A 23,549-nucleotide genomic window follows, 5' to 3' on the forward strand; every position below is an offset into this window, starting at 1 on the left:
TTCGGGCGGCTCCGCCGTGCTCTTATTTAGAATGATACTCTGCGCAGGTGCATTTCTTGAATTTCTTGCCGCTGCCGCACGGACACAGATCGTTCGGACCGATCTTCTGGCCCTTGCGCACAGGCCGTTTTACGTCAGAGTCGTCCGCGTTTGTGGAGGTGGGCTTTGCCACCTGCTCACGCTTCGGCTCCTCCTGCGTGCGGATGCGTACCGTCAGCATCATGCGCGCGGTATTCTCGCGGATCGTGCGGATCATGGCCTCAAACATGTCAAAGCCCTCCACACGGTACTCCACAACAGGATCACGCTGTGCGTAGGCGCGCAGGCGAATGCCGCGCTTGAGCTCCTCCATTGCGTCGATGTGATCCATCCACTCGGAGTCCACGTTCTTGAGCAGTACCACACGCTCCAGCTCGCGGGTGATCGTCTCGCCGAACTGGCGCTCACGGTTCTCGTAGATCAGGTGGGCGCGCTCAGTGATGGTTTTCACAACGAATTCGGGATCCAGATCCTCGATCTCCTGCTTGGTGAAGTTGAGGTCGTCCGGCACGAGCAGCCAGCCAAGGTAATAGTCCTTGAGACCCTGCAAATTCCACTCGTCATGCACCGTCTCGGCGGGCAGGAAGCGGTGGACCTGCTCCTCGATCGACTGATCGATCATCTTGAGGATCTGGTCGCGGATGTCCTCGCCGTCCAGCACCTGGTTGCGCTGCTGGTAGATGATCTCACGCTGGCGGCTGAGCACGTCGTCGTATTGCAGCACGTTCTTGCGGATGCCGAAGTTGCGGCTTTCGATCTTGCGCTGTGCGCCCTCGATGGTGTTGGAGAGCATCTTTGTCTCGATCGGCGTGTTCTCGTCCACGTTCAGACGATCCATCATCATGGTGATGCGTTCGCCGCCGAACAGGCGCATCAGATCGTCCTCGAGCGAGATATAGAAGCGGCTCATGCCCGGATCGCCCTGACGGCCGGAACGGCCGCGCAGCTGGTTGTCGATCCGGCGGGATTCATGGCGCTCTGTGCCGATGATATACAGGCCGCCCGCCGCGCGGACCTCCTCGGCCTGCTTGTCGGTGATAGCCTTGTATTTTTGGTTGAGCTCCTCAAACGTCTTGCGTGCGGCGAGGATCTCTTCGTTGTCCGTCTCGGAATAGCTGTCGGCCTCGTTGATCAGCTCCTCGGAGAACTGCATGCGGCGCATCTCGGCCTTGGCCATAAACTCCGCGTTGCCGCCCAGCTTGATGTCGGTACCGCGGCCCGCCATGTTCGTCGCGATCGTGACGGCGCCCTTCTGGCCTGCCTGCGCGACGATCTCGGCTTCCTTGTCGTGATATTTCGCGTTGAGCACCTCATGCTTGACTCCGCGCTTTTTCAGCAGGGAGGAAAGCTGCTCGGATTTTTCGATGGAGATCGTGCCCACGAGAACAGGCTGTCCCTTCTCATGGTGCTTGATGATGTCTTCAATCACGGCGTTGAACTTGCCGCGCTCGGTCTTATACACCACGTCCGGCTGATCCTTGCGGATCATGGGGCGGTTTGTCGGGATCTCCACAACGTCCAGCTTGTAGATCTCGCGGAACTCCTCCTCCTCGGTCATGGCCGTGCCGGTCATGCCGGAGAGCTTGTCGTACAGGCGGAAGAAGTTCTGGAAGGTGATGGTCGCAAGCGTCTTGCTTTCGTGGGCGACCTTCACGCCCTCCTTGGCCTCGATCGCCTGGTGCAGGCCTTCGTTGTAGCGGCGGCCGTACATGAGGCGGCCCGTGAACTCGTCGACGATGATAACCTCGCCGTCCTTCACCACATAGTCAATGTCGCGCGTCATGACGCCGCGCGCCTTGATGGCCTGGTTGATGTGGTGCTGGATCGTGATGTTGTCGGGGTCGGTGAGATTGTCCAGCTTGAAGAAGGCTTCCACCTTGTGCACGCCGTTCGGGGTCAGGGTGGCCGTCTTGGCCTTCTCGTCCACGAGGTAGTCGGCGTCGGCGTAAATTTCGTCGTTGTCGGCCTTCTCGTCCAGCTCCGCCACCTTCACCATGCGCAGTCCCTTCGCGCAGGTGTCGGCCAGCTGATACAGCTCGGTTGACTTGTCGCCCTGGCCGGAGATGATCAGCGGGGTACGCGCCTCGTCGATCAGGATCGAGTCCACCTCGTCGACGATGGCGAAGTTGTGGCCGCGCTGCACCTTGTTTTCCTTGTAGATCACCATGTTGTCGCGCAGGTAGTCAAAGCCGAACTCGTTGTTCGTGCCGTAGGTGATGTCCGCGGCATAGGCCGCCTTGCGCGCGTTGTTGTCCAGATCGTGGACAATCAGGCCCACCGTCAGGCCCAGATAGCGGTATACCTTGCCCATCCACTCGGAGTCGCGGCGGGCAAGGTAGTCGTTTACCGTGACGACGTGCACGCCCTTGCCGGAGAGCGCGTTGAGGTAGGCGGGCAGGATGACGGTCTGCGTTTTGCCTTCACCGGTTTTCATTTCCGAGATGCGCCCCTGGTGCAGCACAATGCCGCCGAGGATCTGCACGGGGAAGTGCGGCGTGCTCAGCACGCGGCGCGTTGCCTCGCGGCAGACGGCGAAAGCGTCCGGAAGAATGTCGTCGAGCGTCTCCCCGTTGGCGAGGCGTTCCTTGAGAACGGCGGTCTGTCCGCGCAGCTCGTGCTCGGAGAGGGCTTCGTATTTCGGCGCGAGGGCGAGCACCTCGTCGCACAGAGGCTGGATGCGCTTGAGCTCGCGTTTGCTGTAATTACCGAAGAATTTGGCGAGAATATTTGCCATGCTTTTTATCACCTCAAGTGTTTCTAAGGCTCTGCGCCCGCACTTGCGGCCGTTCGGCCATTATCTTATCCATTATAGCATACGGGGGATGAAAAAAAAAGAAAATTCAGAAGATTTTGCCTCCCGTGAAGCCGAGAAAGGCCAGGGAAAGCACGGCGATCGTCAAAAGCGCGGCGGGAAGGCCGCGAAAGCATGCGGGCGCGTCCTGGCTGGAGCAGCGATCATAGGCCGGAGCGAGGATCAGCGAGGCCAGATAAAACATCAGTCCGGTGCCGAAGGCGTAGCCCAGCCCCTCCAGCGCGCCGAGCGCCAGCGTCTGCCGCGCGAAGGGCATGGCCAGCACGATCGTGTTGACGGCGGCGGGAGCGAGCGCGGCGCCGTGGCGGCGGAAAAAGCCCGGAGCAAGCCGCGAGAGCGCGAAGGAGGCCGCGCAGTAGGCCGCGGCGGCGCACAGCGCCAGGCAGAACGGGCGGAGCACCTCCCCGAAGCCCGGGAACAGCTGGGGCGTGATCAAAAGCGAAAGCTCCAGCGAAATGGCGGAAAAGATCGCCACAAAACCGGCGTACCACAGCCGGTGCTCCGGTTTGCGCGCGGAGCGCAGCATGCGGCTCAGGCCGAGCGTCCCCGGCAGCAGAAGGTTCTCCACCGTCAGCGCCGCGAGGATGGCCCAGAGCGTTTGAATCAGAAGCGTCACAGCCTTGTCACCCTCCTTCTCCCTATGTGCTTGGCACGGCGCGCGTTCACCGCCTGCACGGCGGCGGCGCAGAAGCCGAGAATCAGAAATCCGAAGAACGGCAGAGCGGGCGCGTTGCCCAGCACGCCGGAGTCAAAGCCCGAAGCGTCCCACGGTTCGCCGGTGAGCAGCCAGCCGCGCAGAGCTGCCTGCGCGCACAGGAAAATCCCGGCGCCGATCGTGCAGCCGAGCGCGTCCGCGAGGACGGCGGGCAGGATATGTGTCGGGGCATATTCGTTCAGGCGGGAGAGCACCATGGAGTTGGCGATTTGCAGCGCCGCCGTCATCCCCAGCACGGAGAGCGATCCGGGGAACCAGCGATCCGCGAGAAGCGCCGCCGGGATCCAGCACACCGCCGAGAGGGCCAGCACAATGCCGGGACGCGCCCAGCCGGGCAGGAATTGGCCCGCTAAGCACAGGACCAGCCCGGCCAGCACAGACTGCACAAGGCACAGGCACGCCAGAGGAAGAGCCTGCGAAAGCGAAAAGCACACGGCGGCCGGGTACATGCCCAGCGCCGCCACCAGAAGCGGGTTGCGCAGCAGCAGCCCGTTTCCGAACACCGCGCCGATCCGGCGCAGATCTCCTTTTTGTTTCATGGCAGGCGCACCCCCTTTCTGCGCATGGTGATCACGGCCCGATCCAGCACCGGGGAGAATGCGTTGGCAATCAGGACGGCGAAACACGCTGTCTGCTCGTAAGCGCCCGCGTGGCGCATCCCCATCAGCAGCGCTCCGGCCAGCACGCCGAATATGCAGCGGCCTGTCATGGTGCGCGGCGACGTGACCGGATCCCCCAGCAGGAAAACGCCGCAGAAGAGCAGCGATCCGGTGAGCAGCTCATATTTTACGGACGTAAGCGCCGGGCAGTAGATCCGGGGGAACAGCGCGGCCAGGAGCGCCGTGGTGAGCAGGAAAAAGGCCAGAGGCTCCCAGCGGATCGTGCGGCGCGCCAGAAGAAGCAGGGCTCCGGCCCCGATCACGAGCGCCGCCGTGCAGCCCATGGGCCCCGCGTAGACGCCCCAGAGCAGATCGCGCGGCACCAGGGAGGGCTTGAGCCCTTCCAGCAGCGCCGATCCGGGCGTGGAGCCCAGCACCGCTGTGATGTCATTGGAGAGATCAAGCCAGCCGGCGGTCGGGTTTGCGTAGAGAAACACCAGATCGGGCTGGCACACGGTGACAAACGCCATGCCGGCCGCTGCGGGATTAAAGAGGTTGTTTCCCGTGGAGCCGAGCGGCATTTTCACCACAAGGATCGCGAACGCCCCCGCCAGCACCGGCAGCCAGTACGGCGCGTTCACCGGCAGCAGCAGCGCGATCGTCAGCCCAGTGACAAGGGCGGACGGATCACCGGATCCAAACGTGTGCCGGAAAATAAGGCAGGCCAGGATATCAAAGGCAGCGCACGCCGTCATGGAGACAAGGGCCATCACCAGCACGCGCGGCCCGAAATAGACCGTGGGAAGAATGAGCAGGGCCGCGAGCGCGGCAAGCGCATCCCCCATCATGGAAACCGTCGTCCGTTCCCGGCGAAGGAAGGGCGCGGAGAGTGTGTGCAGCTTCAAAAGAAATCACCGCTCTTTCTGATTGCCGCCGCGCGGGCGACCTCGGCCGAAAGCGGCAGGCCGGACGGGCAGACCGCCGTGCAGGCGGCGCAGCCGATGCAGCTCTGGACGTTCAGCAGCAGGAAGGGATCCACCTTTTCCCGGTGCAGGGACTCGTGGATCTGCCACGGCAGGATCCCCTGCGGGCAGACGCTTGCGCACCGGCCGCAGCCGATGCACGTCATGCGCCGTCGTTTCTGCGGGTGCAGAAGCACCGTGATGCAGCGCGCGTGCAGCGGGATCGGGGTGTCCGGGTCGGTGACGGTGTGCCCCTGGCAGGCCGGTCCGACATAGAAGAGGGAGGCTTCTTCCCGCACGCCGCAGGAAGCCAGCAGCGACGAGAGCGGAGCACCGCAGGGGAACCGCAGGTTGCGCGGGGTGCGTACCCCGTCCCCAAAGACGGTCACAACGCCGTGTGTCTGCGGCTCGCCCTGCATGGCGGCGGCAAGGGCGGCAAGCGCCTGCGGCCCCAGAAGCCCGGCGGCTGTCCCTGCCGCGCGCAGGCGGCGCAGGAGAAAGGCGCGGGCGGGGTAGCGCGCGGGTGCGCGTTCGATCCGGGCGGCGGGCAGAGAGCCCCGCAGAGCGCGCAGCTCCGGCGGGGAAACGGCAAGCCCCGTTTCCTTCGCGCCGCAGAACGCGGCGGCCAGGCGCAGACCTTCCAGAACCTGCTCCCCCTGTTCCCGCAGCACGGCGCAGGCCGAGGAGCACCACGGATCGTCCTCGATCCCGCACGCCAGGAGCAGCGATACCTCGCGGCGGCGCAGGCGGTACAGCTCCTGATACAGCGGCCTTCCCGTCATTTCGTCCACGATCCCGGCGTCGGCGGCGGCGCGCAGCACGCGCTCCGCTTCCGTTTCCCCGCGCACGGGGCGTGCCTGCACGGCCTGCGATCCCTCCACGCGCAGGCGGGCTGTCCACACCTGCCCGCACGACGGGATCTCCCGGAACTCCACGGCCTCCACGAACCCGGCGGCGGGGGCATGGGCCAGAGCGGCGTATTTCGGCGCGCTGAGCACCTGCCCCTTGGCCACCTCAGCGCCCTCCCCCGCCAGACGTGTGTAGGATTCCTCCGCGCCCGGCAGCGGGATGGTCAGGGTGTCCGGCGTTGGGATCTCCGTGATCCCGTCCCGCAGGCGGCGGCTCTCCATCTGGTACCCGTGCAGCAGCGGCAGGAGATCCTGCGCGCTCAGCATACTTCCCCGCACGCGGCGCGCGCGGCCTCCTTCAGCTCCCGGATCGCCTGCGCGGCGTCCGGCGCGCGGAATACGCCCGTCCCGGCCACACAGATCGATACCCCGGCGCGCGCGGCTTCCCCGATCGTCTCGAGGTTTACGCCGCCGTCAATCTGCACCGGCAGCTCCAATCCCTGTGACAGCGCGCGGGCGCGCACGGCGCGGACCTTATCCATCATGGCGGGCTGGAATTTCTGTCCGCCGAAGCCCGGCTCCACCGTCATGACAAGCACCATGGCGAGCGATTCCAGATACGGGAACACGCGCTCGGCGGGTGTGCCGGGCTTGAGCGCGATCGCCGGAAGGCACCCGGCTTCCCGGATCAGGCGGATCGTCTCGGCGGGATCGCCCTCGGACTCGAGGTGGAACGTGATCCCGTTCGCTCCGGCTTTGGCAAAGTCCCTAATGTATTTCTGCGGCTCGCGGATCATCAGGTGCACGTCGAAGAATACGTCCGTATACGGGCGGATCGCGGCGATGATCGGCGCGCCGAAGGTCAGGTTGGGCACAAAGTTCCCGTCCATCACATCCAGGTGGATGAAATCCGCTCCGGATTCAGCCATCCGGCGGGTTTCCTCCCCCATGCGCGCAAAGTCGGACGAGAGCATGGACGGCGCAATTTTCATCATGAGCATGTCCTCCATTTTCAACAGTTTCCGGCTCTTTTGTGGAAAACCGGACGCTCCCTTTTATTTTACATGAAACCCCCATGAAATGCAACCCGCGCCGCCGCGCGGAAGGTTGAAAGAAGGGGCGAAGAGGCGTATAATGAAACAATCACAACAACGGCGGATCCGGCCGGAGAGGAAGGGATTTCGGGATGCAATTTGTGCTGTATTTTCTGGTGTGCCTGATAGCGACCACGGTGGGCGCGATCAGCGGCGTGGGCGGCGGCGTGGTCATCAAGCCCGTGTTTGACGCGGTGGCGGGGATGAGCGTGTCGCAGGTAAGCTTTCTTTCCGGCTGCACGGTGCTGGCCATGACAATCGTTTCCCTGCTGCGCAGCCGCGGGGAGAAGATTGAGCTCAAACGCGGCACGCTGCTGGCGGTGGGCGGGGCCGTGGGCGGCCTGCTCGGCAAGGCGGTGTTCGACTGGGTGAAGTCCCTCACGGGGAACGACGGCCTGGTGGGCGTGGTGCAGAGCGTGATCATGATCCTGCTGACCGTCGGCGTGGGCGTGTACATGGCGTTCCGGGAGAAGATTCCCACAAAGAACGTGCAGAACGCCGTGCTGTGCACCCTGATTGGCCTGGCGCTCGGCGTGATGAGCGCGTTCCTCGGTATCGGCGGCGGGCCGATCAACCTGGTGGTGCTCTATTATTTCTTCTCGATGGACACCAAGCAGGCGGCGCTGCACTCGATCTATGTGATCTTTTTCAGCCAGGCGGCCAGCTTTGTCTCCAGCCTTGCGATGCAGAATGTCCCGGCGTTTGATCCCGTGGCGCTGGTGGTCATGGTGGTCGGCGGCGTGGCGGGCGGCTTCCTCGGCCGCGCCTTCAACAAGAAGATGAGCGCCCGGCAGGTCGACGTGCTGTTCAGCGTCCTTCTGGCCGTGATCACGCTGATCAGCGTATATAATCTCGTGCATTACGCTTCCCTTCTTTGAAAAAAGTGCGTTTGCGGGTTGCGGGCCGCCGCAATCCGCACTATAATAGAGCAGACCAAATGAGCAGGCAAACGACGCCGGGCGGACAAGCCCGGCCTGACGGATGGAGGGAACCCGGATGATAAGACATCTGATCGACCCGCTCGATTTCTCCGTGGAGGAGATCGACGGGCTGCTTGCCCTGGCGGCGGATATCGCGCAGGACAGGCAAAAGTACGCCGAGGTATGCCATGGAAAAAAACTGGCCACGCTCTTTTATGAGCCGAGCACCCGCACGCGCCTGAGCTTTGAGGCGGCCATGCTGAATCTCGGCGGCAGCGTGCTGGGCTTTGCCACGGCGGATTCCAGCTCCGCGACCAAGGGCGAGAGCGTCGCGGACACGATCCGCGTGATCTCCTGCTATGCCGATATCTGCGCCATGCGCCACCCGAAGGAGGGCGCGCCGCTGCGCGCGGCCCGCTACTCCGGGATCCCGGTGATCAACGCCGGAGACGGCGGCCACCAGCACCCCACCCAGACACTCACCGACCTCATGACGATCCGCCGCCGCAAGGGCCGTCTCAGCGACCTGACGATCGGGCTGTGCGGCGATCTCAAATTCGGCCGCACGGTGCACTCCCTGATCAAATCCCTGGCGCGCTACGAGGGGATCCGCTTCGTGCTGATCTCCCCCGAGGAGCTGCGCGTGCCGGACTATGTGATCCACGAGATCCTGACTCCGAAGGGGATCCCGTATGAGGAGGTCACGTCGCTGGAAGAGTCCATGCCGAAGCTGGACATTCTCTACATGACGCGCGTGCAGAAGGAGCGCTTCTTCAACGAGGAGGATTATATCCGCCTGAAGGACACCTACATCCTCACGCCGGAAAAAATGAAGCTTGGAAAGCCGGATATGGCCGTGCTGCATCCGCTGCCCCGTGTGAATGAGATCACGCTGGAGGTGGACGACGATCCGCGCGCGGCGTATTTTGAGCAGGCGCAGAACGGCGTTTACGTCCGCATGGCCCTGATGATGACGCTGCTGGGCCTGGCGGGAGAAAAGGAGGCGGGATCATGCTGAATATCGACAGCCTGCAAAACGGGATTGTGATTGACCACATCAAGGCCGGGGCGAGCATGACGATCTATGATCTGCTCGAGCTCGGGAAGCTTGACTGCTGCGTTGCCATCATCAAAAACGCCCGCAGCGCCAAGTATGGCAAGAAGGATATCATCAAGATCGACGGCGATATCGACGTGAACCTCGATATCCTCGGCTTCCTCGATCCGAACATCACCGTCGGAATCATCCGCGACGGCAAGCTGGTGGAAAAGAAAAAGCTGGTGCTGCCGAAAAAGCTCAAGAACGTGATCAAGTGCCGGAATCCGCGCTGTATCACAAGCATCGAGGAGGGCATCGATCATATTTTTGTGCTGGGAGAGAACCAGCGCTACCGCTGCGCTTACTGCGAGCAGGAGTACAGCCCGAAGAGCGGAAAGCGCCGCTGAGCTCCAGCGGGACGCGGATAAAATACGCAAGCGAAAAGTACACAAAGCAAAACGGATCGCCGCACAGGGAGCGTTTCCCCGCGCGGCGATCCGTTTTTTTGCTTTTTTTATTTCTTCTGGCCGGATACCTCAATGAAGTGCCAGGAATCGCGGCACATGTCGTCCAGTGAGCGGGTGGCTTCCCAGCCCAGCTCACGCTTGGCCTTGGAGGCGTCCGCGTAGCATTCCGCGATATCGCCGGGACGGCGCGGCGCGATCTTGTAGTTGACCTTGCGGCCGCTGGCCTTCTCGAAGGCGTGGACCACTTCCAGAACGGAGCTGCCGTTGCCGGTGCCGAGGTTGTACGCCTCCGCTCCGTGGATCGTCTCCAGCTTCTGGAGAGCCTTGAGGTGGCCGTTCGCGAGGTCGCAGACGTGGATGTAGTCGCGCACGCCGGTGCCGTCGCGGGTCGGATAATCGTCGCCGTAGACGCTCAGGCACTCCAGCTGGCCGGCGGCCACGCGCACAATGTAAGGCATGAGGTTATTCGGGATGCCGTTCGGATTCTCACCGATCAGGCCGCTCTCATGCGCGCCAATCGGGTTGAAGTAGCGCAGCAGCGCGATGCTCCAGCTCTCGTCCGCGAAGGCTACGTCGCGCAGGATCTGCTCGATGAAGTATTTCGTCGTGCCGTAGGGGTTCGTCGTGCCGCCCACGGGCATATCCTCGCGGAAGGGTACGGGGTTGTTCATGCCGTACACGGTGGCGGAGGAGCTGAACACCAGCTTCTTCACGTCATACTTGCGCATCAGGCGCAGGAGGTTCAGCGTGCCGGTGATGTTGTTGTGGTAGTATTCGAGCGGCTTGCTGACGCTCTCGCCCACAGCCTTGAGGCCTGCGAAGTGGATGACAGCGTCGATCTTGTTCTCTTCGAAAATCTTCTCGAACTTGTCATAGTCGAGCATGTCGCACTCGTAGATCGGGAAGGTCTTGCCCGTGATTTTCTCCACGGCGCGCAGGGCGTCGGGGGAGGAGTTGCTGTAGTTGTCCATGACGACGATATCCACGCCGTTTTCCAGCAGCTCCACGCAGGTATGGGTGCCGATGAATCCGGCGCCTCCGGTGACTAATACATGCATGATACAGTCTCCTTTCGGTTATCGTGCGCTTATTTTATACGCGCTGGATTTTGCTTTCGGACTCTTTATACTTGGCATACGCGGCGCGCAGCTCCTTGGAGGTCTCTTCCGGGCAGGTCGGGTTGCAGCACGCCCATGCGCCCGTTTCGCTGGAAGCGTTGAACTTCTGCTTGTCGGCGCTGCGCATCGGCGGGAAGAACTCGATGTGGAAATGGAAATCCTTGGAGTAGTCGCCGCTGTTGACCGGCGCGTTGTGCATGCACATCATGTAGGGGAACTTGTAGTCGAAGAGGCTGTCGAGCATGCCGACCACGTCGCGGATCGTCAGGCCGAGGCTCATGCGCTCCTCCTCCGTGAACTGGGTGATGTACTGCTTGTGGCTGTTGGACATGATATACACGCCGTAGGGATATTCGCAGTAGAAGGGCAGGAACACGGTGAAGTGCTCATTCTTGAAGATGATGCGCTTTTCCGCTTCCAGCTCATGCTTGAGCATATCGCAGAACAGGCACACGCCCTTTTCCTCGTAATACTCGCGGGAGGCCTGCGTCTCGAGCTCAAGCTTCTTCGGGATGACGGAGTAGCCGTAGATCTGGCCGTGCGGGTGGGGCATGGTCACGCCCACGACGTCGCCGCGGTTCTCAAACGGGAACACATACTTGATCTTCTCGTCGGCGCTCAGCTCCGTGAAGCGCTCGCACCACAGGTCGACCAGCTTCTTCATGTGGCTGTCGGAGAGCTCCGGCACGGCGGTGGTGTGGCCGGGCGCGTAGAGAATGACCTCGCACTTGCCGTAGGACGGGCGCACCTTGAAGAAGTCGTTTGCCACGTCGTCCGGCTCCGGCGGATTCTGCGAGAGCGCCGGGAAGTCGTTGTCATACTTGAGCACCTCATACTCCGGCACGTTGCCGAAGCTGGGGCAGAACGGACAGTAATCCTTGGGCATCTGCGGACGCCCCTGGCGGTTGCCCGCAATCATAACCCAGTCTTTGATCAGGGGATGCCAGCGAAGTTCAGCCATGGTAATTACCTCCTGTATAAATAGTGTCTGTAATTATTAAAAAGCCTTTTTCAACAAAACAAGTGTTGTTTGAGCCTGGTGATAAGAGTTCGGAAAAAGCCGCTTCGCTGTTTTTCCTGGCTTTTCTGTGGCTTCGCAGGAGTTTATGGGGCTCTGCCCCATCCCCCGCGAGTCTCCGCTGCCGCTCCGGTCGGCGCCTTGTTTGTGTGCCACCGGCACACGGCGCCCTTTTGAAAAAGGCCGGCGAAAACTTTATGCGGCTGCGCCGAATGGCAATCGACCGGGAGTATGTCCAGACCGTCCCGCGCCACCGGGCAAAACAATGTCCACACCGCTGCCGCGCGGGCCATTGCGTGCAGGCTCAGCCTGCTTAGAATAACCTTACGCCGCCGACGGGACGGATGGCGAGACGGTGGCAGCTTCCTGCCCCGAACAGCGCGTCCATCTCCGCCGCAAAGGTGTCCGCGTAGTCCAGCGGGACAAAGCTCTGCACCGTTCCGGCAAAGCCGCCGCCGTGCACACGCCACGCGCCGCCCACAGGAGCCAGCAGACGCTCGCAGGTGGCAAGCGCCAGCGAAACCCCCTGCTCGTTCACGTGCGTCGGGGAGTAGACGTTTTGCAGATACATATAGGACGAACGGCCGGACTCAATGACCAGACGCTTGAATTCCTCAAAATCGCCCGCTTCCAGCGCCGCCACCTGCTTGACAACGCGCGCGTTGTCGCCGAAGAAATGGATGGCGCGCAGAAGGGCGCGGTCGCTGACCTTGCCGCGAAGCTCGGGCAGACGGGCGTAGAACTCCGCTTCGTCCACCTCGCGCAGAACCTCTTTACCGAACTCAGCCGCCACGGCCCGCATCTCGGCGGGAACCGCCGCGTAGTCGGGCGTGAGGTCGGAGTGGCTGCCGTGCGTGTCGGTGATGCACAGCGCGTAGCCGGATTTCGCAAAGTCAAAGTTGATCTGCCGCACCTCGGGCGTTTCCTTGTTCTCGAAGTCAATCGTAATGAAGGAGCCGATGCTGCTCGCCGCCTGATCCATCAGGCCGCAGGGCTTGCCGAAGAACTTGTTCTCCGCGTACTGGCCCACCTGTGCGATTTGCAGCGCCGTCAGGTGATCGTCAAAATACATGCCGTTGATCATCGTGCCCAGCAGAACCTCAAACGCCGCCGAGGAGGAAAGTCCGGAGCCGGAGAGCACGTTGGAGGTTGTGTACGCGTCGAAGCCGCCCACATTGCAGCCCAGCTCGCGCATCCGCGCGCACATGCCGCGCAGCAGGGAAGCCGAGTGCCCCTCTTCCCCCTCCTTCACGACGGGGTCGGTCACATCCACCACATCCGCGTCATAGCCTTCGCTGTGGACGCAGGCGGTGTTGTCGTCGCGCTTGGCCGCCACGGCAATCGCGTCCAGATTGACGCCCGCCGCCAGCACACGGCCGCGCTGGTGGTCGGTGTGGTTGCCGCCCACCTCGGTGCGCCCCGGCGCGCTGAATACATATAAATCGCGCCCTGCGCCGAACCATTCCTCAAACCGGTTTACCGCTTTTTCCACGCGGGAAATGTACGATTCCACCTCCTGCTCGGTGCAGGCGTAAATATGTGCGAATCTCTCACGGGTATCGTCGCGCCGCAGAGCGGTGCGAAGCTCGTCTGCCTTCATGGGCCATTCCTCCCGAATCTGTTATTTCGCGGCATGGGTGCGGCTTTTTTCCGCTCTTTTCCCCGCCGTCCTTTATTCTTATCTTACCTCCCGCGCCCGGGGATTACAAGGGGATTGCGTATCATCATTATGGATTTTTGTCGCACAGACATGCCAAAAGATTTCCAAAAACTTTGGAGTCACAAAATTTTTTCCTTTTTTTCTGGCACTTTGACGGAAAACATCACAAAAATTCCGGTTGACAACCGGGGAAAACCGCCGTATAATCCAAATCAAAGGAAGCCGTGCTCGAGCACGGTGCACGGAGAGGAGAGCGGCGCATGGCGGCGACGATCAAGGATATCGCGGCGGCGGCGGGTGTGTCCCGCGGGACGGTGGATCGCGTGCTGCACGGGCGCGGAGACGTGAGCGCGGCGGTGCGCGATCGCGTGCTGCGGCTGGCGGAGGAGCTCAATTACCGCCCGAACCGTGCGGCGCTCGGGCTGGCCGCTCTGAAAAAGCCGGTGCGCATCGGCCTTCTGCTTCCCAGCGAGGGGAACCCCTTTTTCGACGAGGTGATCCGGGGCGCGCGGGCGGCGGAGGAAAGCCTTTCGGACTTCGGTGCGGCGGTGTTTCTCCAGAGCGTGCGCGGCTACTCGACAGCGGAGCACCTGCGGGCGTTCGCGTCGCTGGAAGAGCAGGGCGCGGGCGGCATCTGCGCCGCCACCGTGGACGTGCCGGAGATCCGGCAGGCGATCGGGGCGCTTTCCGCGCGCGGCGTGCCGGTGATTGCGCTCAACTCGGAGCTGTCCCCCTGCGGCTGTTTGTCGTATGTGGGGTGTGATTACCGCCAGACGGGGCGGATCGCGGCGGGGCTGCTGCTCCTGCTTGGCCTGCAAATGCCGCGGCTGCTGATCGTGACCGGCTCGCGCCATGTGCGCGGCCACAATGAGCGTGTCGCGGGCTTTCTCGAGCGTCTGCGCGAGGCGGGAACGCCCTTTGAGACGGCGGCGCAGGTGGAGTGCGAGGACGACGACGCGGCGGCGCGGCGGCTGACGCTCGAGGCCCTGCGGGAAAATCCCGGCGTGAGCTGCGTGTATGTCGCGGGCGCGGGCGTGGGCGGCGTTGGGCAGGCGGTGCGTGAGGCCGGGCTGCTCGGGAAGATTCCGATCCTCGCGTTCGACGATATCCCGGCCACCCGTTCCCTTGTGCGATCGGGAGCCGTGCCCGCCACGGTGTGCCAGCAGCCCTTTGAACAGGGCTACCGCGCCGTGAAGCTGATGTTTCAATATCTGGCCAACCAGGCAAGCCCGCCCGCGCGGTGGATCGCCCGGCCGGTCATCAAAATACGGGAAAATATCGACGAAAAGGATGGAGAAGCATGAAAATTTATTCGGTTCATGACAAGGAGTTTGCCGGGTACGGCAAGGTGCTCACCGGGATCGACTGCACGGAGCTGGTACAGGCCATGCAGGAAACCCCCGCTCCCGACGAGGTGATCTATGTCCCCTCCGATGAAAAGCTGGAAAAGCTGCCGGTGTTCCGCGCTTTGACGGAGCAGGGCTTCGGCGGGATCCCGATCCAGCTCGGCTATTGCAACGGCCGGAACAACACGCTCAACGCGCTCGAATATCACCGTTCCTCGGAGATCAACGTGGCCTGCACCGATCTGATTCTGCTGCTGGGCCGCGAACAGGATATCGAGCCGGACGGGCGCTACGACACCGCGAAGGTCATGGCGTTCCGCGTCCCGGCGGGAACGGTCATCGAGGTGTATGCTACCTCCCTGCACTATGCTCCCTGCGGGATTGACGGCGCGAAGTTCCGCTGCGTCGTGGTGCTGCCGCGCGGCACAAACCTGGATCTTGAGCACAAGCCCACCGGCGAGGGCGAGGATCGCCTGCTCTTTGCCCGCAACAAGTGGCTGATCGCGCACCCGGACGCGAAGATCGAGGGTGCGTTCAACGGTCTGTACGGCGAAAACCTGACCGTATAAAAAGGAGGAAACAAGATGGCTCTCGAATATTTGCTTGGCGTTGACCTCGGCACGTCCGGCACCAAGACGGTGCTGTTTGATACGGACGGAAACACCGTGGCCTCCGCTACCATCGAATATCCCATGTATCAGCCGCAGAACGGCTGGGCCGAGCAGGACCCCGCCGATTGGTGGAACGCCGCGAAGGACACGATCCGCTCCGTGCTGGATCAGTCCGGCGTTGACCCGGCTCTCGTGCGCGGCATCGGCATTTCCGGCCAGATGCACGGCCTTGTCATGCTCGATGAAAACGGGAACGTCCTGCGCCGCTCCATTATCTGGTGCGACCAGCGCACCGCCGCCGAGTGCGAGGAGATCACGGAGAAGATCGGCGCACAGCGTCTGATCGAGATCACCGCAAACCCGGCTTTGACGGGCTTCACGGCTTCCAAGATCCTCTGGGTGCGCAACCATGAGCCGGAGATCTACGCGAAATGCCGCCACATCCTGCTCCCGAAGGATTACGTCCGCTACATGCTCACCGGCGAGTACGCCACCGAGGTTTCGGACGCTTCCGGCATGCAGCTTCTCGACGTGGCAAACCGCTGCTGGAGCAAGGAGGTTCTCGAAAAGCTCGATATTGACGAGAGCCTGCTCGCGAAAATGTACGAGTCCCCCGACGTGACAGGCACGGTGACGAAGGAAGCCGCCGCACTGACGGGTCTCAAGGAAGGCACCCCCGTGGCGGGCGGCGCGGGCGACAACGCCGCGGCGGCTGTCGGCACCGGTGTGGTGGAGGAAGGCAAGGCGTTCACGACGCTCGGCACCTCCGGCGTGGTGTTCGCGCACTCCGACCGTGTGACGATCGACCCGCAGGGCCGCGTGCACACGTTCTGCTCCGCCGTTCCGGGCTGCTGGACGGTCATGAGCTGCACGCTCGCCGCCGGTCTGTCGCTGCACTGGTTCCGCGACAACTTCTGCAAGGAAGAGATGGTGGCGGCGGACGGCATCGGCAAGGACCCGTATTTCCTGATGGACCAGGAAGCGGCCCGCGTGCCGATCGGCGCGAACCATCTGATCTATATGCCGTATCTGATGGGCGAGCGTTCCCCGAAGCTGGACCCGAACGCGCGCGGCGTGTTCTTCGGCCTGTCCGCGATCCATACGAAGTACGACATGCTTCGCGCGGTGCTCGAGGGCGTGATTTACTCCCAGCGGGAATGTCTGGACATCCTGCGCGGGATGGGCGTTGTCTCCAGCGAGATGCTGGCCTGCGGCGGCGGCGGAACGAGTCCGCTGTGGCGGCAGATGATGGCCGACGTGTACAACCTGCCGGTGCGCACGTCCTCCTCGAAGGAAGGCCCGGCGCTCGGCGCGGCGATCCTCGCGGGCGTGGCCGCCGGTGTCTATGAGAGCGTTCCGGCCGCGTGCCGCAAGCTGGTCAAGGCCAGCGATCCGCAGCCGCCGATCGCGGAAAATCATGACAAGTACGAGCCGTTCTATCAGCTGTACTGCAAGCTGTACCCGGCGATGAAGGACTGCTTCGCACAGCTCCAGACAGCAGCAGACTAAATCGATATACAATCTATTTTACATATGGAGGGATTTACTATGTTTAACAACATTCCGGAAGTCAAGCTGGGCCTGATCGCCGTCAGCCGCGACTGCTTCGTCATCTCCCTGTCGGAGCGCCGCCGCGCTGCCGTGGCCGCCGCCTACAAAGAGCTGGGCGGAGAGATCTACGAGTGCAAGGTCACCGTGGAAAACGAGAAAGACATGCTCCGCGCTGTTGAGGATGTGAAGGCGGCAGGCTGCACCGCGCTCGTCGTGTTCCTCGGCAACTTCGGCCCCGAGACGCCCGAGACGCTCATCGCGCAGAACTTTGACGGCCCGGTCATGTATGCCGCCGCCGCCGAGGAGAGCATGAACGACCTGATCAACGGCCGCGGCGACGCTTACTGCGGTGTGCTGAACTGCTCCTACAACCTTGGCCTGCGCAAGATCAAGGCTTACATGCCCGAGTATCCCGTGGGCGATGCCGCCGACGTGGCGAAAATGATCGCGGACTTTGTGCCCGTGGCCCGCGCTCTGATCGGTGTGTCCGGCCTGAAGATCATCACCTTCGGCCCCCGTCCGCAGGACTTCTTCGCCTGCAACGCTCCCATCAAGCCGCTGTATGACATCGGCGTGGAGATTCAGGAGAACTCCGAGCTGGATCTGCTCGTTTCCTACAAGGAGCACGCGAACGATCCCCGCATCCCGGAGGTCGTCGAGGATATGGCCAAGGAGCTGGGCGTCGGCAACCAGTACCCGGATCTGCTGCCCCGCATGGCGCAGTATGAGCTGACCCTGCTCGACTGGATCGACAACAACATCGGCGCCCGAAAGTACGTCGCATTCGCGAACAAGTGCTGGCCCGCGTTCCCGAGCCAGTTCGGCTTTGAGCCCTGCTACGTCAACAGCCGCCTTGTTTCCCGCGGCATCCCGGTGGCCTGCGAGGTTGATATCTACGGCGCTCTGAGCGAGTTCATCGGCCTGTGCGTCAGCGGTGAGGCTGTCACGCTGCTCGACATCAACAACACTGTCCCGAAGGATATGTACGAGGCGGAGATCAAGGGTAAGTACGATTACAAGCTGAACGATACCTTCATGGGCTTCCACTGCGGCAACACCCCGCTGTGCAAGCTGTGCAGCGACGCGGCTGTGAAGTTCCAGCTGATCCAGAACCGTCTGCTTGAGAACGGCAACACCCCGGACATCACCCGCGGCACGCTTGAGGGCGACATCGCGGAAAGCCAGATTACCTTCTACCGCCTGCATGGCAGCGCGGACGGCACGCTCCAGGCGTACATCGCCCAGGGCGAGGTTCTGCCGGTCAAGACCCGTTCCTTCGGTGGCATCGGCGTGTTCGCCATCCCGGAGATGGGCCGTTTCTACCGTCATGTGCTCGTCGGCAAGCACTATCCGCACCACGGCGCGGTGGCGTTCCGCCATGTCGGCAAGGCTCTGTTCAGCGTGTTCCAGTACCTCGGCGTACCGGATATCGCGTACAACCGCCCCGCCTCCCTGCCCTACGATACGGAGAATCCGTTCTGCTGATTTTCCCTCTGATTCGCACCCGTTCCCCCGCCGGAGAAATGCCCCCGGCGGGGGATTTTTGCGTCCGCGTTCATCTTGACAAAACCACCCCGCCGCGCTATAATATTCAAAGTATTTCCGCCCATAGCGCAGCTGGATAGAGTGTCAGATTCCGATTCTGAAGGCCGGGGGTTCGAATCCCTCTGGGCGGGCCATGAAGGGACGACAAAATAGATGTCGTCCCGTTTTTTTCAGGTTTCATGCGGGTTTGCGGGCTTTTTGAGCCCGAATTTTCAAGTGCGCTGCACCGTAGATGTCCAAACCCTGAAATCAGATATTTTTCCCTTTGCGGAGCCTTCCGTCCGTTTTTTCGGGCAAAAAGGCTCCGCTTTTTGCGTTTTGAGGACAATTCATCGCTGCGGAACAGGTAGAATTTCACAGCGGTTTACAAGGGCACCACCGCACCATTCACGCCTGTGGCTCAGGCGGCGGATCGCACCAAAATTTTTCGTGATACTTCCCCAAAATGCTCGCCAATCCGGAAAGGATTGCCTGCGCTTTTTGGTTGTCTCGCAAAAAATTTTTTGGCCCGCTCCACCACCTGGAATGGTACGGTGCTGCCCTAGATAGATGTTACAATTCGGAAACGGATCTGCTTTTTTCAGGGTTCCGGGTACATGGGGGTAGTATACCCTTTTGCAGGAACTTACGAAAATCTGCTCTTCTCCCCCTCTCCACACCTCTCCCCCGTATCTCTTACCGGCTGGGAAAGAACAGATCCGCTTCCCATCAGCTTCTTCCCTTTCTCACAAAGAGTCCGGATGCCATCTTCTGTGCTCCGGGCTCTTTTTCTGTCCACAGGAAATCATCGGATTCACAAAGGAGGCGTTTCATCATGAACATCGGAATCGATCATGGCTATTCTGCCGTGAAAACAAGACATTTTTCCTTTCCAGCCGGTATCTCCGCTTACTCCTACGAACCGTACACGCTGCAGAACACGCTGGAGTACGGCGGGCAGTATTTTGTCTGCGGCACCGGCAGACAGCCAATCCTTCGAAACAAAACAGAAAACCGCAATTATTATCTCCTGACCCTCGCGGTCATAGCGAAAGAAATCAGACAGCGCGGTGAAAAAACAGAGTGCTCTGTCACGATTGGGGCCGGGCTGCCCCTGACGCTGTTCGGCAGAGAGAAAAAAGCATTTCGTGAGTATCTCCTGTATCCGGAAAAGCCGGAAGACAGCCTGTCTCCTGTATGCTTCAAATTTGAGGGCGTGCCATACCGAATCACCGTTCAGGATGTGAAGCTGTTTCCACAGGGCTATTCTGCTCTGGCTGTTCATCCTGAGCTGCTGCGGGATGAGCCTTCCGTGCTGCTCATGGATATCGGAGGATGGACAGTGGATCTCATGCGGCTCGACAAAGGTATTCCGGACGCGTCCACCTGCCGCAGTCTCGAGCTCGGCATGATCCGCTGCGTGGATGAGATCCGCGAACAGGTGCGGCGGGATACCGGGCTGTCCCTCACCGACGCCCAGACAGAGCGGATCCTGTCCGGAAAGCCGTGCAGCCTTCCGGAAGAAACCAGGGCTATCGTCCGGCGGCAGGGACGGCTGTACACGGAGCGCCTGTTTTCCGCGGTCACGGAAGCCGGGTTTGACTGCAGAGCACTGCCGGTTATCCTGATGGGAGGAGGGGCATCGCTGGTCAGGAAGAGCGTTGAGCCCCAGGACGGCCTGTGTCGGGCGATTTACCTGACGAACGACAAGCTGAACGCGGAAGGGTTTGAACGAATCCTGGAGCAAATGTCGGGCGAAGTAAAAAAGGTATGACAAGGCCCCAATTCACATTCCGGCCCAATCTGCAGAAGGAGGACCATCGACGGGCATGGGAAATTCTGCAGGCTGTTCCGGAGCGGCAAAAAAGCGCCTTTCTTGTTCAGGCCATTCTCTTCCGTGAAAATGAAAATCCCGTTCGCCAAACGTGTTCGGAGGCTTCCCCGTCCGCAAACAATACAGAGGAAGAAGCTTCGCGTGAATCGTTGGAAACACTCCTTCGCCGCATACTCCGTGAAGAGCTTTCCTCCGTTTCGCCACAGGCAGCAGACGAGACAGAGGTTCCGCGGGAGATGATGAATTTTCTCAGTACTCTGGCGGATTGAGGCTTGTCAGATATGCTTCGTTTGTCCGGGAAACTTGATTGCTTCTGGTCATAGCTTTCTTCCTTCGTTTGCAGTATGCTTGTGCTGCCACAAAACAAAACGAGGGGGGAAAACAAAAATGGAGACAAAAGGGCTTACCTGTAAGATTCCACTGGAGCTTCACAGCCGCATCACCGATGAAATTCAGCGGACGGAAAGCACTCTGGGAAAATTTATTGAAAAGATCATTCTGGAACACTATGAGCGGGAGGAGAGAAATCAAATGGATAAAGGAAGAACGCTGGCATTTTCCATCTCGGAGGAGCTGTTTCAGCAGATCAAAGGGTATCTGGCACGGTATGAGGAGGCCTACGGCAGACGGCTGACACAGAAGGAGTTTGTCGTGAGCCTGATTCAGCAGGCTCTGGAGGAAGCCGATGAGGAATTTGAGGCGGCTCGCGCCGGACAAAAGGCCGAGGAAACCGCCCGTGAGGACGACGGAGAGGAAATGGAGGCTGACGTTTCAGAAAACACCTGCGAATAACAAAAACCAGCTGTGCCCGGGAAGATCTTACCGTCTTCCCGGGCTTTTTTCGTTTAAGGAGGGATGTCCCATGCGCTGATGAGCATTGCCGAAAATACATCTTGAAGGGAGAGTGAAGGGAAAACCATCCGTTTTCTCGATATGTTCGCCGGCATTGGCGGTTTCCGGGAGGGACTGACAAGAGCCGGAGGTTTTGTATGCGTGGGACACTGCGAGCTGGACAGAAACGCTGAGCGCAGCTACCGCGCACTGTTTGACACGAAGGGAGAGTGGTACTGCGAAGATATCCGAAACGCTGAACCGGAGCAGCTGCCCGAGTTTGACCTGCTCTGCGGAGGATTTCCCTGCCAATCTTTTTCTGTTGCAGGACATCGGGGAGGTTTCTCTGACCCAAGAGGCACGCTTTTCTTTGAGCTTGCCCGGCTGGCTGAAGCGCGAAAGCCTGCATATCTGTTGTTTGAGAACGTACCCGGCCTGCTTTACCATGACCGCGGCAGGACGTTTGCGGCGATCCTCCATGAGCTGGAAGGAATGGGGTATGGTCTGGAATGGCAGGTGCTTAACAGCAGGGATTTTGGCGTCCCCCAGTCAAGAAAAAGGGTGTACCTTATCGGATATCTTGATGAGAGATGTCGAGGAAAAGTATTTCCTTTCACAGAAACAGCTGGAACGTCTCTTAAACAAATCCGTTCCGGTTCGCAGGGAGAAAGAGTCTACTCCTGCGAAGGAGTAAGCTGTACGCTTTCTTCCGAAGCGGGAGGCTTTGGAGGCCGAACCGGACTGTATGAGGTTTCACAGGACAACCTCTGCTGTGTGGATATGAACGAGAAACCTGAATTCACAAGCTACGCCCGATGTGTCATGGCCAAACAAAACGGCGGGATTCGAAAACGCAGGCGGGAGGCGTCGGGGGTCTGGGATGGCAAACGAATCCGCCGCCTGACGCCCCGGGAGTGCCTGCGTCTGCAGGGATGGACAGATGACCGGATTGACCGGATCGTTTCTCTGCAGTCGGATTCCCAGATTTACAAACAGGCGGGGAACGGCGTAACCGTCCATGTTGTGGAAGCCATCGGCCGCAGGCTGGCGGCTGTCCACCGGGAGGTGATGGAAGGATCGATCTGAAGGACCAGTTTTTTGGGTGCGAGATCGAAATGACCGGAATTACCCGAAAGCAGGCGGCGGAAGCGGTGGCGGCTCTGTTCGGCACCACCGCAGTCCACCTTCGTTCCTCCCGTACCTACGATCCATGGGAGGTAAATGACCTTCAGGGAAAGACCTGGCGCTTTGTGTACGACGGCAGCATTCGCACAACATATTCGGAGGGACGCCGTCAGGCTGAGATTCGCAGCAGAGAATACAGTGTGGAAATGAATTCTCCGAAGCTTTCCTATGAGGAAATGGGAAAGCTTCAGGAAGTGGTGCGCTGTCTTCGCAGGGCGGGCGCCGTTGTCAACGAAAGCTGCGGGATGCATGTCCATGTGGACGCCTCCCAACATACCTCCCTGAGCCTCAAAAACGCTCTTTCCATTATGTATTCAAAAGAGGACATCCTGTTCAAGGCGCTCAATGTTAATGAAAGACGAGTGGAACGCTGGTGCCAGAAGGTCCGCGAACCGATGCTGGAAAAGATCCGTAAAATGCCTACCGGAATGACTATGGAGCAGCTGAAGCGGGCGTGGTACGGCGGAGAAGACGGAAGCTATGAGCACTATCACTGGACCCGGTATTACGCGCTCAATCTTCACTCTGTGTTTTACCGGGGAACGCTGGAGTGGAGATGCTTTGAAAGCACGCTGCATGCCGGAAGAGTCAGGGCGAACATCACGCTCGCTCTGGCTATCTCTGCTCAGGCAATCAATCAGAAAAAGACGCTCATGCGCAAGACGGAGATCAGTGAAAACCCGGCGTTTACATTCCGCACCTTTTTGCTGCGGCTTGGCCTGATTGGCCCGGAGTACAAGAATGTGCGGCAGCATCTGCTGGAAAATCTGCCGGGCGATCGGGCATGGCGGTATGACAAGACCCGGTACCCCAGCCTGAATCAGAGAAGAAACGAGAGGTGATTCCCATCGACAGTAAATTGTATTTTGCCTATGGTTCCAACATGAACGACGAACAGATGGAATTCCGTTGTCCCGATGCGGAGGCGGTCGGAACGGTCTGTCTGGAGGGTTACCGGCTCGCGTTCCGCTCCAACGGGACAGGACGCGGCGTGGCAACCATTCTTCCAGACGAAACCGGACGGGTAGAGGGCGTGCTCTGGAAAATCAGTGCGGATGATGAACGCCATCTGGATCTTTACGAGGGTTATCCGAGCCTCTACGGGAAGGAAACGGTAGAGGTGAAGGGAAGGGACGGAACACTCCTTCCCGTCATGGCGTATACGATGACGGAACGGTTCCGCGGAAATCCCGCCCGGCCCTCCACCGGCTATCTGCATGGGATTCTTACGGGCTGTGCGGAGCATGGCATTGAAATGGACTCCGTACTGGATGCGGTGAGGGAAGCTGTCCGCGAATCAGCGGATCGGGAGCTTTTCCAAAAGAGAGCGCCCAAAATGGATGAAAAACAGGAACGATAGAAATTTGAGGGAGTGA

At 60.7% G+C, this 23,549-nt stretch carries 21 protein-coding genes and 1 tRNA gene; 13 read left to right on the forward strand and 9 right to left on the reverse strand.

Annotated features, from left to right (window positions below; translation table 11 throughout):
• Positions 1-22: 22 nt before the first annotated feature.
• From secA to rpe, 6 genes are all read right to left on the reverse strand, one after another.
• The gene (gene secA, locus B5F35_RS10150; RefSeq protein WP_087240588.1) at positions 23-2,773 is read right to left on the reverse strand and encodes a preprotein translocase subunit SecA; all 2,751 of its coding nucleotides are present in this window, start codon (positions 2,771-2,773) and stop codon (positions 23-25) included.
• Between the two features lie 106 nt (positions 2,774-2,879).
• On the reverse strand, positions 2,880-3,467 hold the full coding sequence (locus B5F35_RS10155; protein ID WP_162611399.1) for an Rnf-Nqr domain containing protein: 588 nt from the start codon (positions 3,465-3,467) through the stop codon (positions 2,880-2,882).
• Positions 3,464-4,105, reverse strand: a complete 642-nt coding sequence (locus B5F35_RS10160; protein WP_087240592.1) for an Rnf-Nqr domain containing protein — start codon at positions 4,103-4,105, stop codon at positions 3,464-3,466. The genes B5F35_RS10155 and B5F35_RS10160 overlap by 4 nt, the downstream gene beginning before the upstream one ends.
• Positions 4,102-5,070: an RnfABCDGE type electron transport complex subunit D gene (locus tag B5F35_RS10165; protein ID WP_242969474.1), complete on the reverse strand. Its 969-nt coding sequence runs from the start codon at positions 5,068-5,070 to the stop codon at positions 4,102-4,104. Before B5F35_RS10165 ends, B5F35_RS10160 begins: the two co-directional genes overlap by 4 nt.
• Complete coding sequence (locus B5F35_RS10170) at positions 5,067-6,314, reverse strand: 4Fe-4S dicluster domain-containing protein (RefSeq protein WP_140401193.1); 1,248 nt, start codon at positions 6,312-6,314, stop codon at positions 5,067-5,069. The genes B5F35_RS10165 and B5F35_RS10170 overlap by 4 nt, the downstream gene beginning before the upstream one ends.
• Positions 6,296-6,970, reverse strand: coding sequence for a ribulose-phosphate 3-epimerase (rpe, locus tag B5F35_RS10175; RefSeq protein WP_330396268.1), 675 nt, complete (start codon positions 6,968-6,970; stop codon positions 6,296-6,298). Before rpe ends, B5F35_RS10170 begins: the two co-directional genes overlap by 19 nt.
• A 191-nt stretch (positions 6,971-7,161) precedes the next feature.
• Between rpe and B5F35_RS10180 the strand changes: the two genes are divergently transcribed.
• The 3 genes from B5F35_RS10180 (at position 7,162) to B5F35_RS10190 (ending at position 9,435) form a co-directional block, all read left to right on the forward strand.
• The gene (locus B5F35_RS10180) at positions 7,162-7,947 is read left to right on the forward strand and encodes a sulfite exporter TauE/SafE family protein (protein ID WP_087240596.1); all 786 of its coding nucleotides are present in this window, start codon (positions 7,162-7,164) and stop codon (positions 7,945-7,947) included.
• Positions 7,948-8,068: 121 nt separating this feature from the next.
• Positions 8,069-9,007 (forward strand): aspartate carbamoyltransferase, encoded by a 939-nt coding sequence (gene pyrB, locus B5F35_RS10185; protein WP_087240696.1) that lies wholly within the window; start codon positions 8,069-8,071, stop codon positions 9,005-9,007.
• A complete protein-coding gene (locus B5F35_RS10190; protein ID WP_087240598.1) occupies positions 9,001-9,435 on the forward strand; it encodes an aspartate carbamoyltransferase regulatory subunit in 435 nt (144 codons plus the stop codon). Before pyrB ends, B5F35_RS10190 begins: the two co-directional genes overlap by 7 nt.
• Positions 9,436-9,542: 107 nt before the next feature.
• Here the strand turns inward: B5F35_RS10190 and galE are convergent, their stop codons facing one another.
• The 3 genes from galE to B5F35_RS10205 all read right to left on the reverse strand — a co-directional run bounded on the left by galE (position 9,543) and on the right by B5F35_RS10205 (position 13,231).
• The gene (gene galE / locus B5F35_RS10195; RefSeq protein ID WP_087240600.1) at positions 9,543-10,553 is read right to left on the reverse strand and encodes a UDP-glucose 4-epimerase GalE; all 1,011 of its coding nucleotides are present in this window, start codon (positions 10,551-10,553) and stop codon (positions 9,543-9,545) included.
• A 34-nt stretch (positions 10,554-10,587) separates the two neighbouring features.
• Positions 10,588-11,574 (reverse strand): galactose-1-phosphate uridylyltransferase, encoded by a 987-nt coding sequence (gene galT / locus B5F35_RS10200; RefSeq protein WP_087240602.1) that lies wholly within the window; start codon positions 11,572-11,574, stop codon positions 10,588-10,590.
• 370 nt (positions 11,575-11,944) lie between these two features.
• Entirely contained in the window at positions 11,945-13,231 is a 1,287-nt protein-coding gene (locus B5F35_RS10205; RefSeq protein WP_087240604.1) for a galactokinase, read from the reverse strand.
• 320 nt (positions 13,232-13,551) lie between these two features.
• On the opposite strand from B5F35_RS10205, the gene B5F35_RS10215 reads away from it, so the two are divergent.
• From B5F35_RS10215 to B5F35_RS10265, 10 genes are all read left to right on the forward strand, one after another.
• Positions 13,552-14,595, forward strand: a complete 1,044-nt coding sequence (locus B5F35_RS10215; protein ID WP_087240608.1) for a LacI family DNA-binding transcriptional regulator — start codon at positions 13,552-13,554, stop codon at positions 14,593-14,595.
• Positions 14,592-15,206: a DUF4867 family protein gene (locus tag B5F35_RS10220; RefSeq protein WP_087240610.1), complete on the forward strand. Its 615-nt coding sequence runs from the start codon at positions 14,592-14,594 to the stop codon at positions 15,204-15,206. Before B5F35_RS10215 ends, B5F35_RS10220 begins: the two co-directional genes overlap by 4 nt.
• Positions 15,207-15,221: 15 nt before the next feature.
• On the forward strand, positions 15,222-16,757 hold the full coding sequence (xylB, locus tag B5F35_RS10225; protein WP_087240612.1) for a xylulokinase: 1,536 nt from the start codon (positions 15,222-15,224) through the stop codon (positions 16,755-16,757).
• A 39-nt stretch (positions 16,758-16,796) separates the two neighbouring features.
• Positions 16,797-18,284 (forward strand): L-fucose/L-arabinose isomerase family protein, encoded by a 1,488-nt coding sequence (locus B5F35_RS10230; RefSeq protein ID WP_087240614.1) that lies wholly within the window; start codon positions 16,797-16,799, stop codon positions 18,282-18,284.
• A 117-nt stretch (positions 18,285-18,401) separates the two neighbouring features.
• Positions 18,402-18,478: transfer RNA gene (locus tag B5F35_RS10235), tRNA-Arg, on the forward strand.
• A gap of 680 nt (positions 18,479-19,158) precedes the next feature.
• On the forward strand, positions 19,159-20,097 hold the full coding sequence (locus B5F35_RS10240; protein WP_087240616.1) for a ParM/StbA family protein: 939 nt from the start codon (positions 19,159-19,161) through the stop codon (positions 20,095-20,097).
• A gap of 447 nt (positions 20,098-20,544) precedes the next feature.
• Positions 20,545-20,949: a hypothetical protein gene (locus B5F35_RS10250; RefSeq protein ID WP_087240620.1), complete on the forward strand. Its 405-nt coding sequence runs from the start codon at positions 20,545-20,547 to the stop codon at positions 20,947-20,949.
• Between the two features lie 126 nt (positions 20,950-21,075).
• Positions 21,076-22,074 carry a DNA (cytosine-5-)-methyltransferase gene (gene dcm, locus B5F35_RS10255; RefSeq protein WP_275532260.1) on the forward strand — a complete coding sequence of 333 codons (999 nt, stop codon included), beginning with the start codon at positions 21,076-21,078 and terminating at the stop codon, positions 22,072-22,074.
• Complete coding sequence (locus tag B5F35_RS10260) at positions 22,065-23,015, forward strand: amidoligase family protein (protein WP_087240624.1); 951 nt, start codon at positions 22,065-22,067, stop codon at positions 23,013-23,015. Before dcm ends, B5F35_RS10260 begins: the two co-directional genes overlap by 10 nt.
• Positions 23,012-23,533, forward strand: coding sequence for a gamma-glutamylcyclotransferase family protein (locus B5F35_RS10265; protein ID WP_242969476.1), 522 nt, complete (start codon positions 23,012-23,014; stop codon positions 23,531-23,533). Before B5F35_RS10260 ends, B5F35_RS10265 begins: the two co-directional genes overlap by 4 nt.
• The last annotated feature ends 16 nt before the right edge of the window (positions 23,534-23,549 follow it).

This window comes from Anaeromassilibacillus sp. An200, assembly GCF_002160025.1.
Taxonomy (GTDB): Bacteria; Bacillota; Clostridia; order Oscillospirales; family Acutalibacteraceae; genus Caccousia; species Caccousia stercoris.

What these genes read in the sequence shown, in the direction of transcription:
- secA (WP_087240588.1), bottom strand. Translation starts at nt 2,773, where the DNA reads ATGGCAAATATTCTCGCCAAATTCTTCGGTAATTACAGCAAACGCGAG.
- B5F35_RS10160 (WP_087240592.1), bottom strand. Translation starts at nt 4,105, where the DNA reads ATGAAACAAAAAGGAGATCTGCGCCGGATCGGCGCGGTGTTCGGAAAC.
- rpe (WP_330396268.1), bottom strand. Translation starts at nt 6,970, where the DNA reads ATGATGAAAATTGCGCCGTCCATGCTCTCGTCCGACTTTGCGCGCATG.
- B5F35_RS10180 (WP_087240596.1), top strand. Translation starts at nt 7,162, where the DNA reads ATGCAATTTGTGCTGTATTTTCTGGTGTGCCTGATAGCGACCACGGTG.
- B5F35_RS10190 (WP_087240598.1), top strand. Translation starts at nt 9,001, where the DNA reads ATGCTGAATATCGACAGCCTGCAAAACGGGATTGTGATTGACCACATC.
- galE (WP_087240600.1), bottom strand. Translation starts at nt 10,553, where the DNA reads ATGCATGTATTAGTCACCGGAGGCGCCGGATTCATCGGCACCCATACC.
- galT (WP_087240602.1), bottom strand. Translation starts at nt 11,574, where the DNA reads ATGGCTGAACTTCGCTGGCATCCCCTGATCAAAGACTGGGTTATGATT.
- B5F35_RS10205 (WP_087240604.1), bottom strand. Translation starts at nt 13,231, where the DNA reads ATGAAGGCAGACGAGCTTCGCACCGCTCTGCGGCGCGACGATACCCGT.
- B5F35_RS10215 (WP_087240608.1), top strand. Translation starts at nt 13,552, where the DNA reads ATGGCGGCGACGATCAAGGATATCGCGGCGGCGGCGGGTGTGTCCCGC.
- B5F35_RS10220 (WP_087240610.1), top strand. Translation starts at nt 14,592, where the DNA reads ATGAAAATTTATTCGGTTCATGACAAGGAGTTTGCCGGGTACGGCAAG.
- xylB (WP_087240612.1), top strand. Translation starts at nt 15,222, where the DNA reads ATGGCTCTCGAATATTTGCTTGGCGTTGACCTCGGCACGTCCGGCACC.
- B5F35_RS10230 (WP_087240614.1), top strand. Translation starts at nt 16,797, where the DNA reads ATGTTTAACAACATTCCGGAAGTCAAGCTGGGCCTGATCGCCGTCAGC.
- B5F35_RS10240 (WP_087240616.1), top strand. Translation starts at nt 19,159, where the DNA reads ATGAACATCGGAATCGATCATGGCTATTCTGCCGTGAAAACAAGACAT.
- B5F35_RS10250 (WP_087240620.1), top strand. Translation starts at nt 20,545, where the DNA reads ATGGAGACAAAAGGGCTTACCTGTAAGATTCCACTGGAGCTTCACAGC.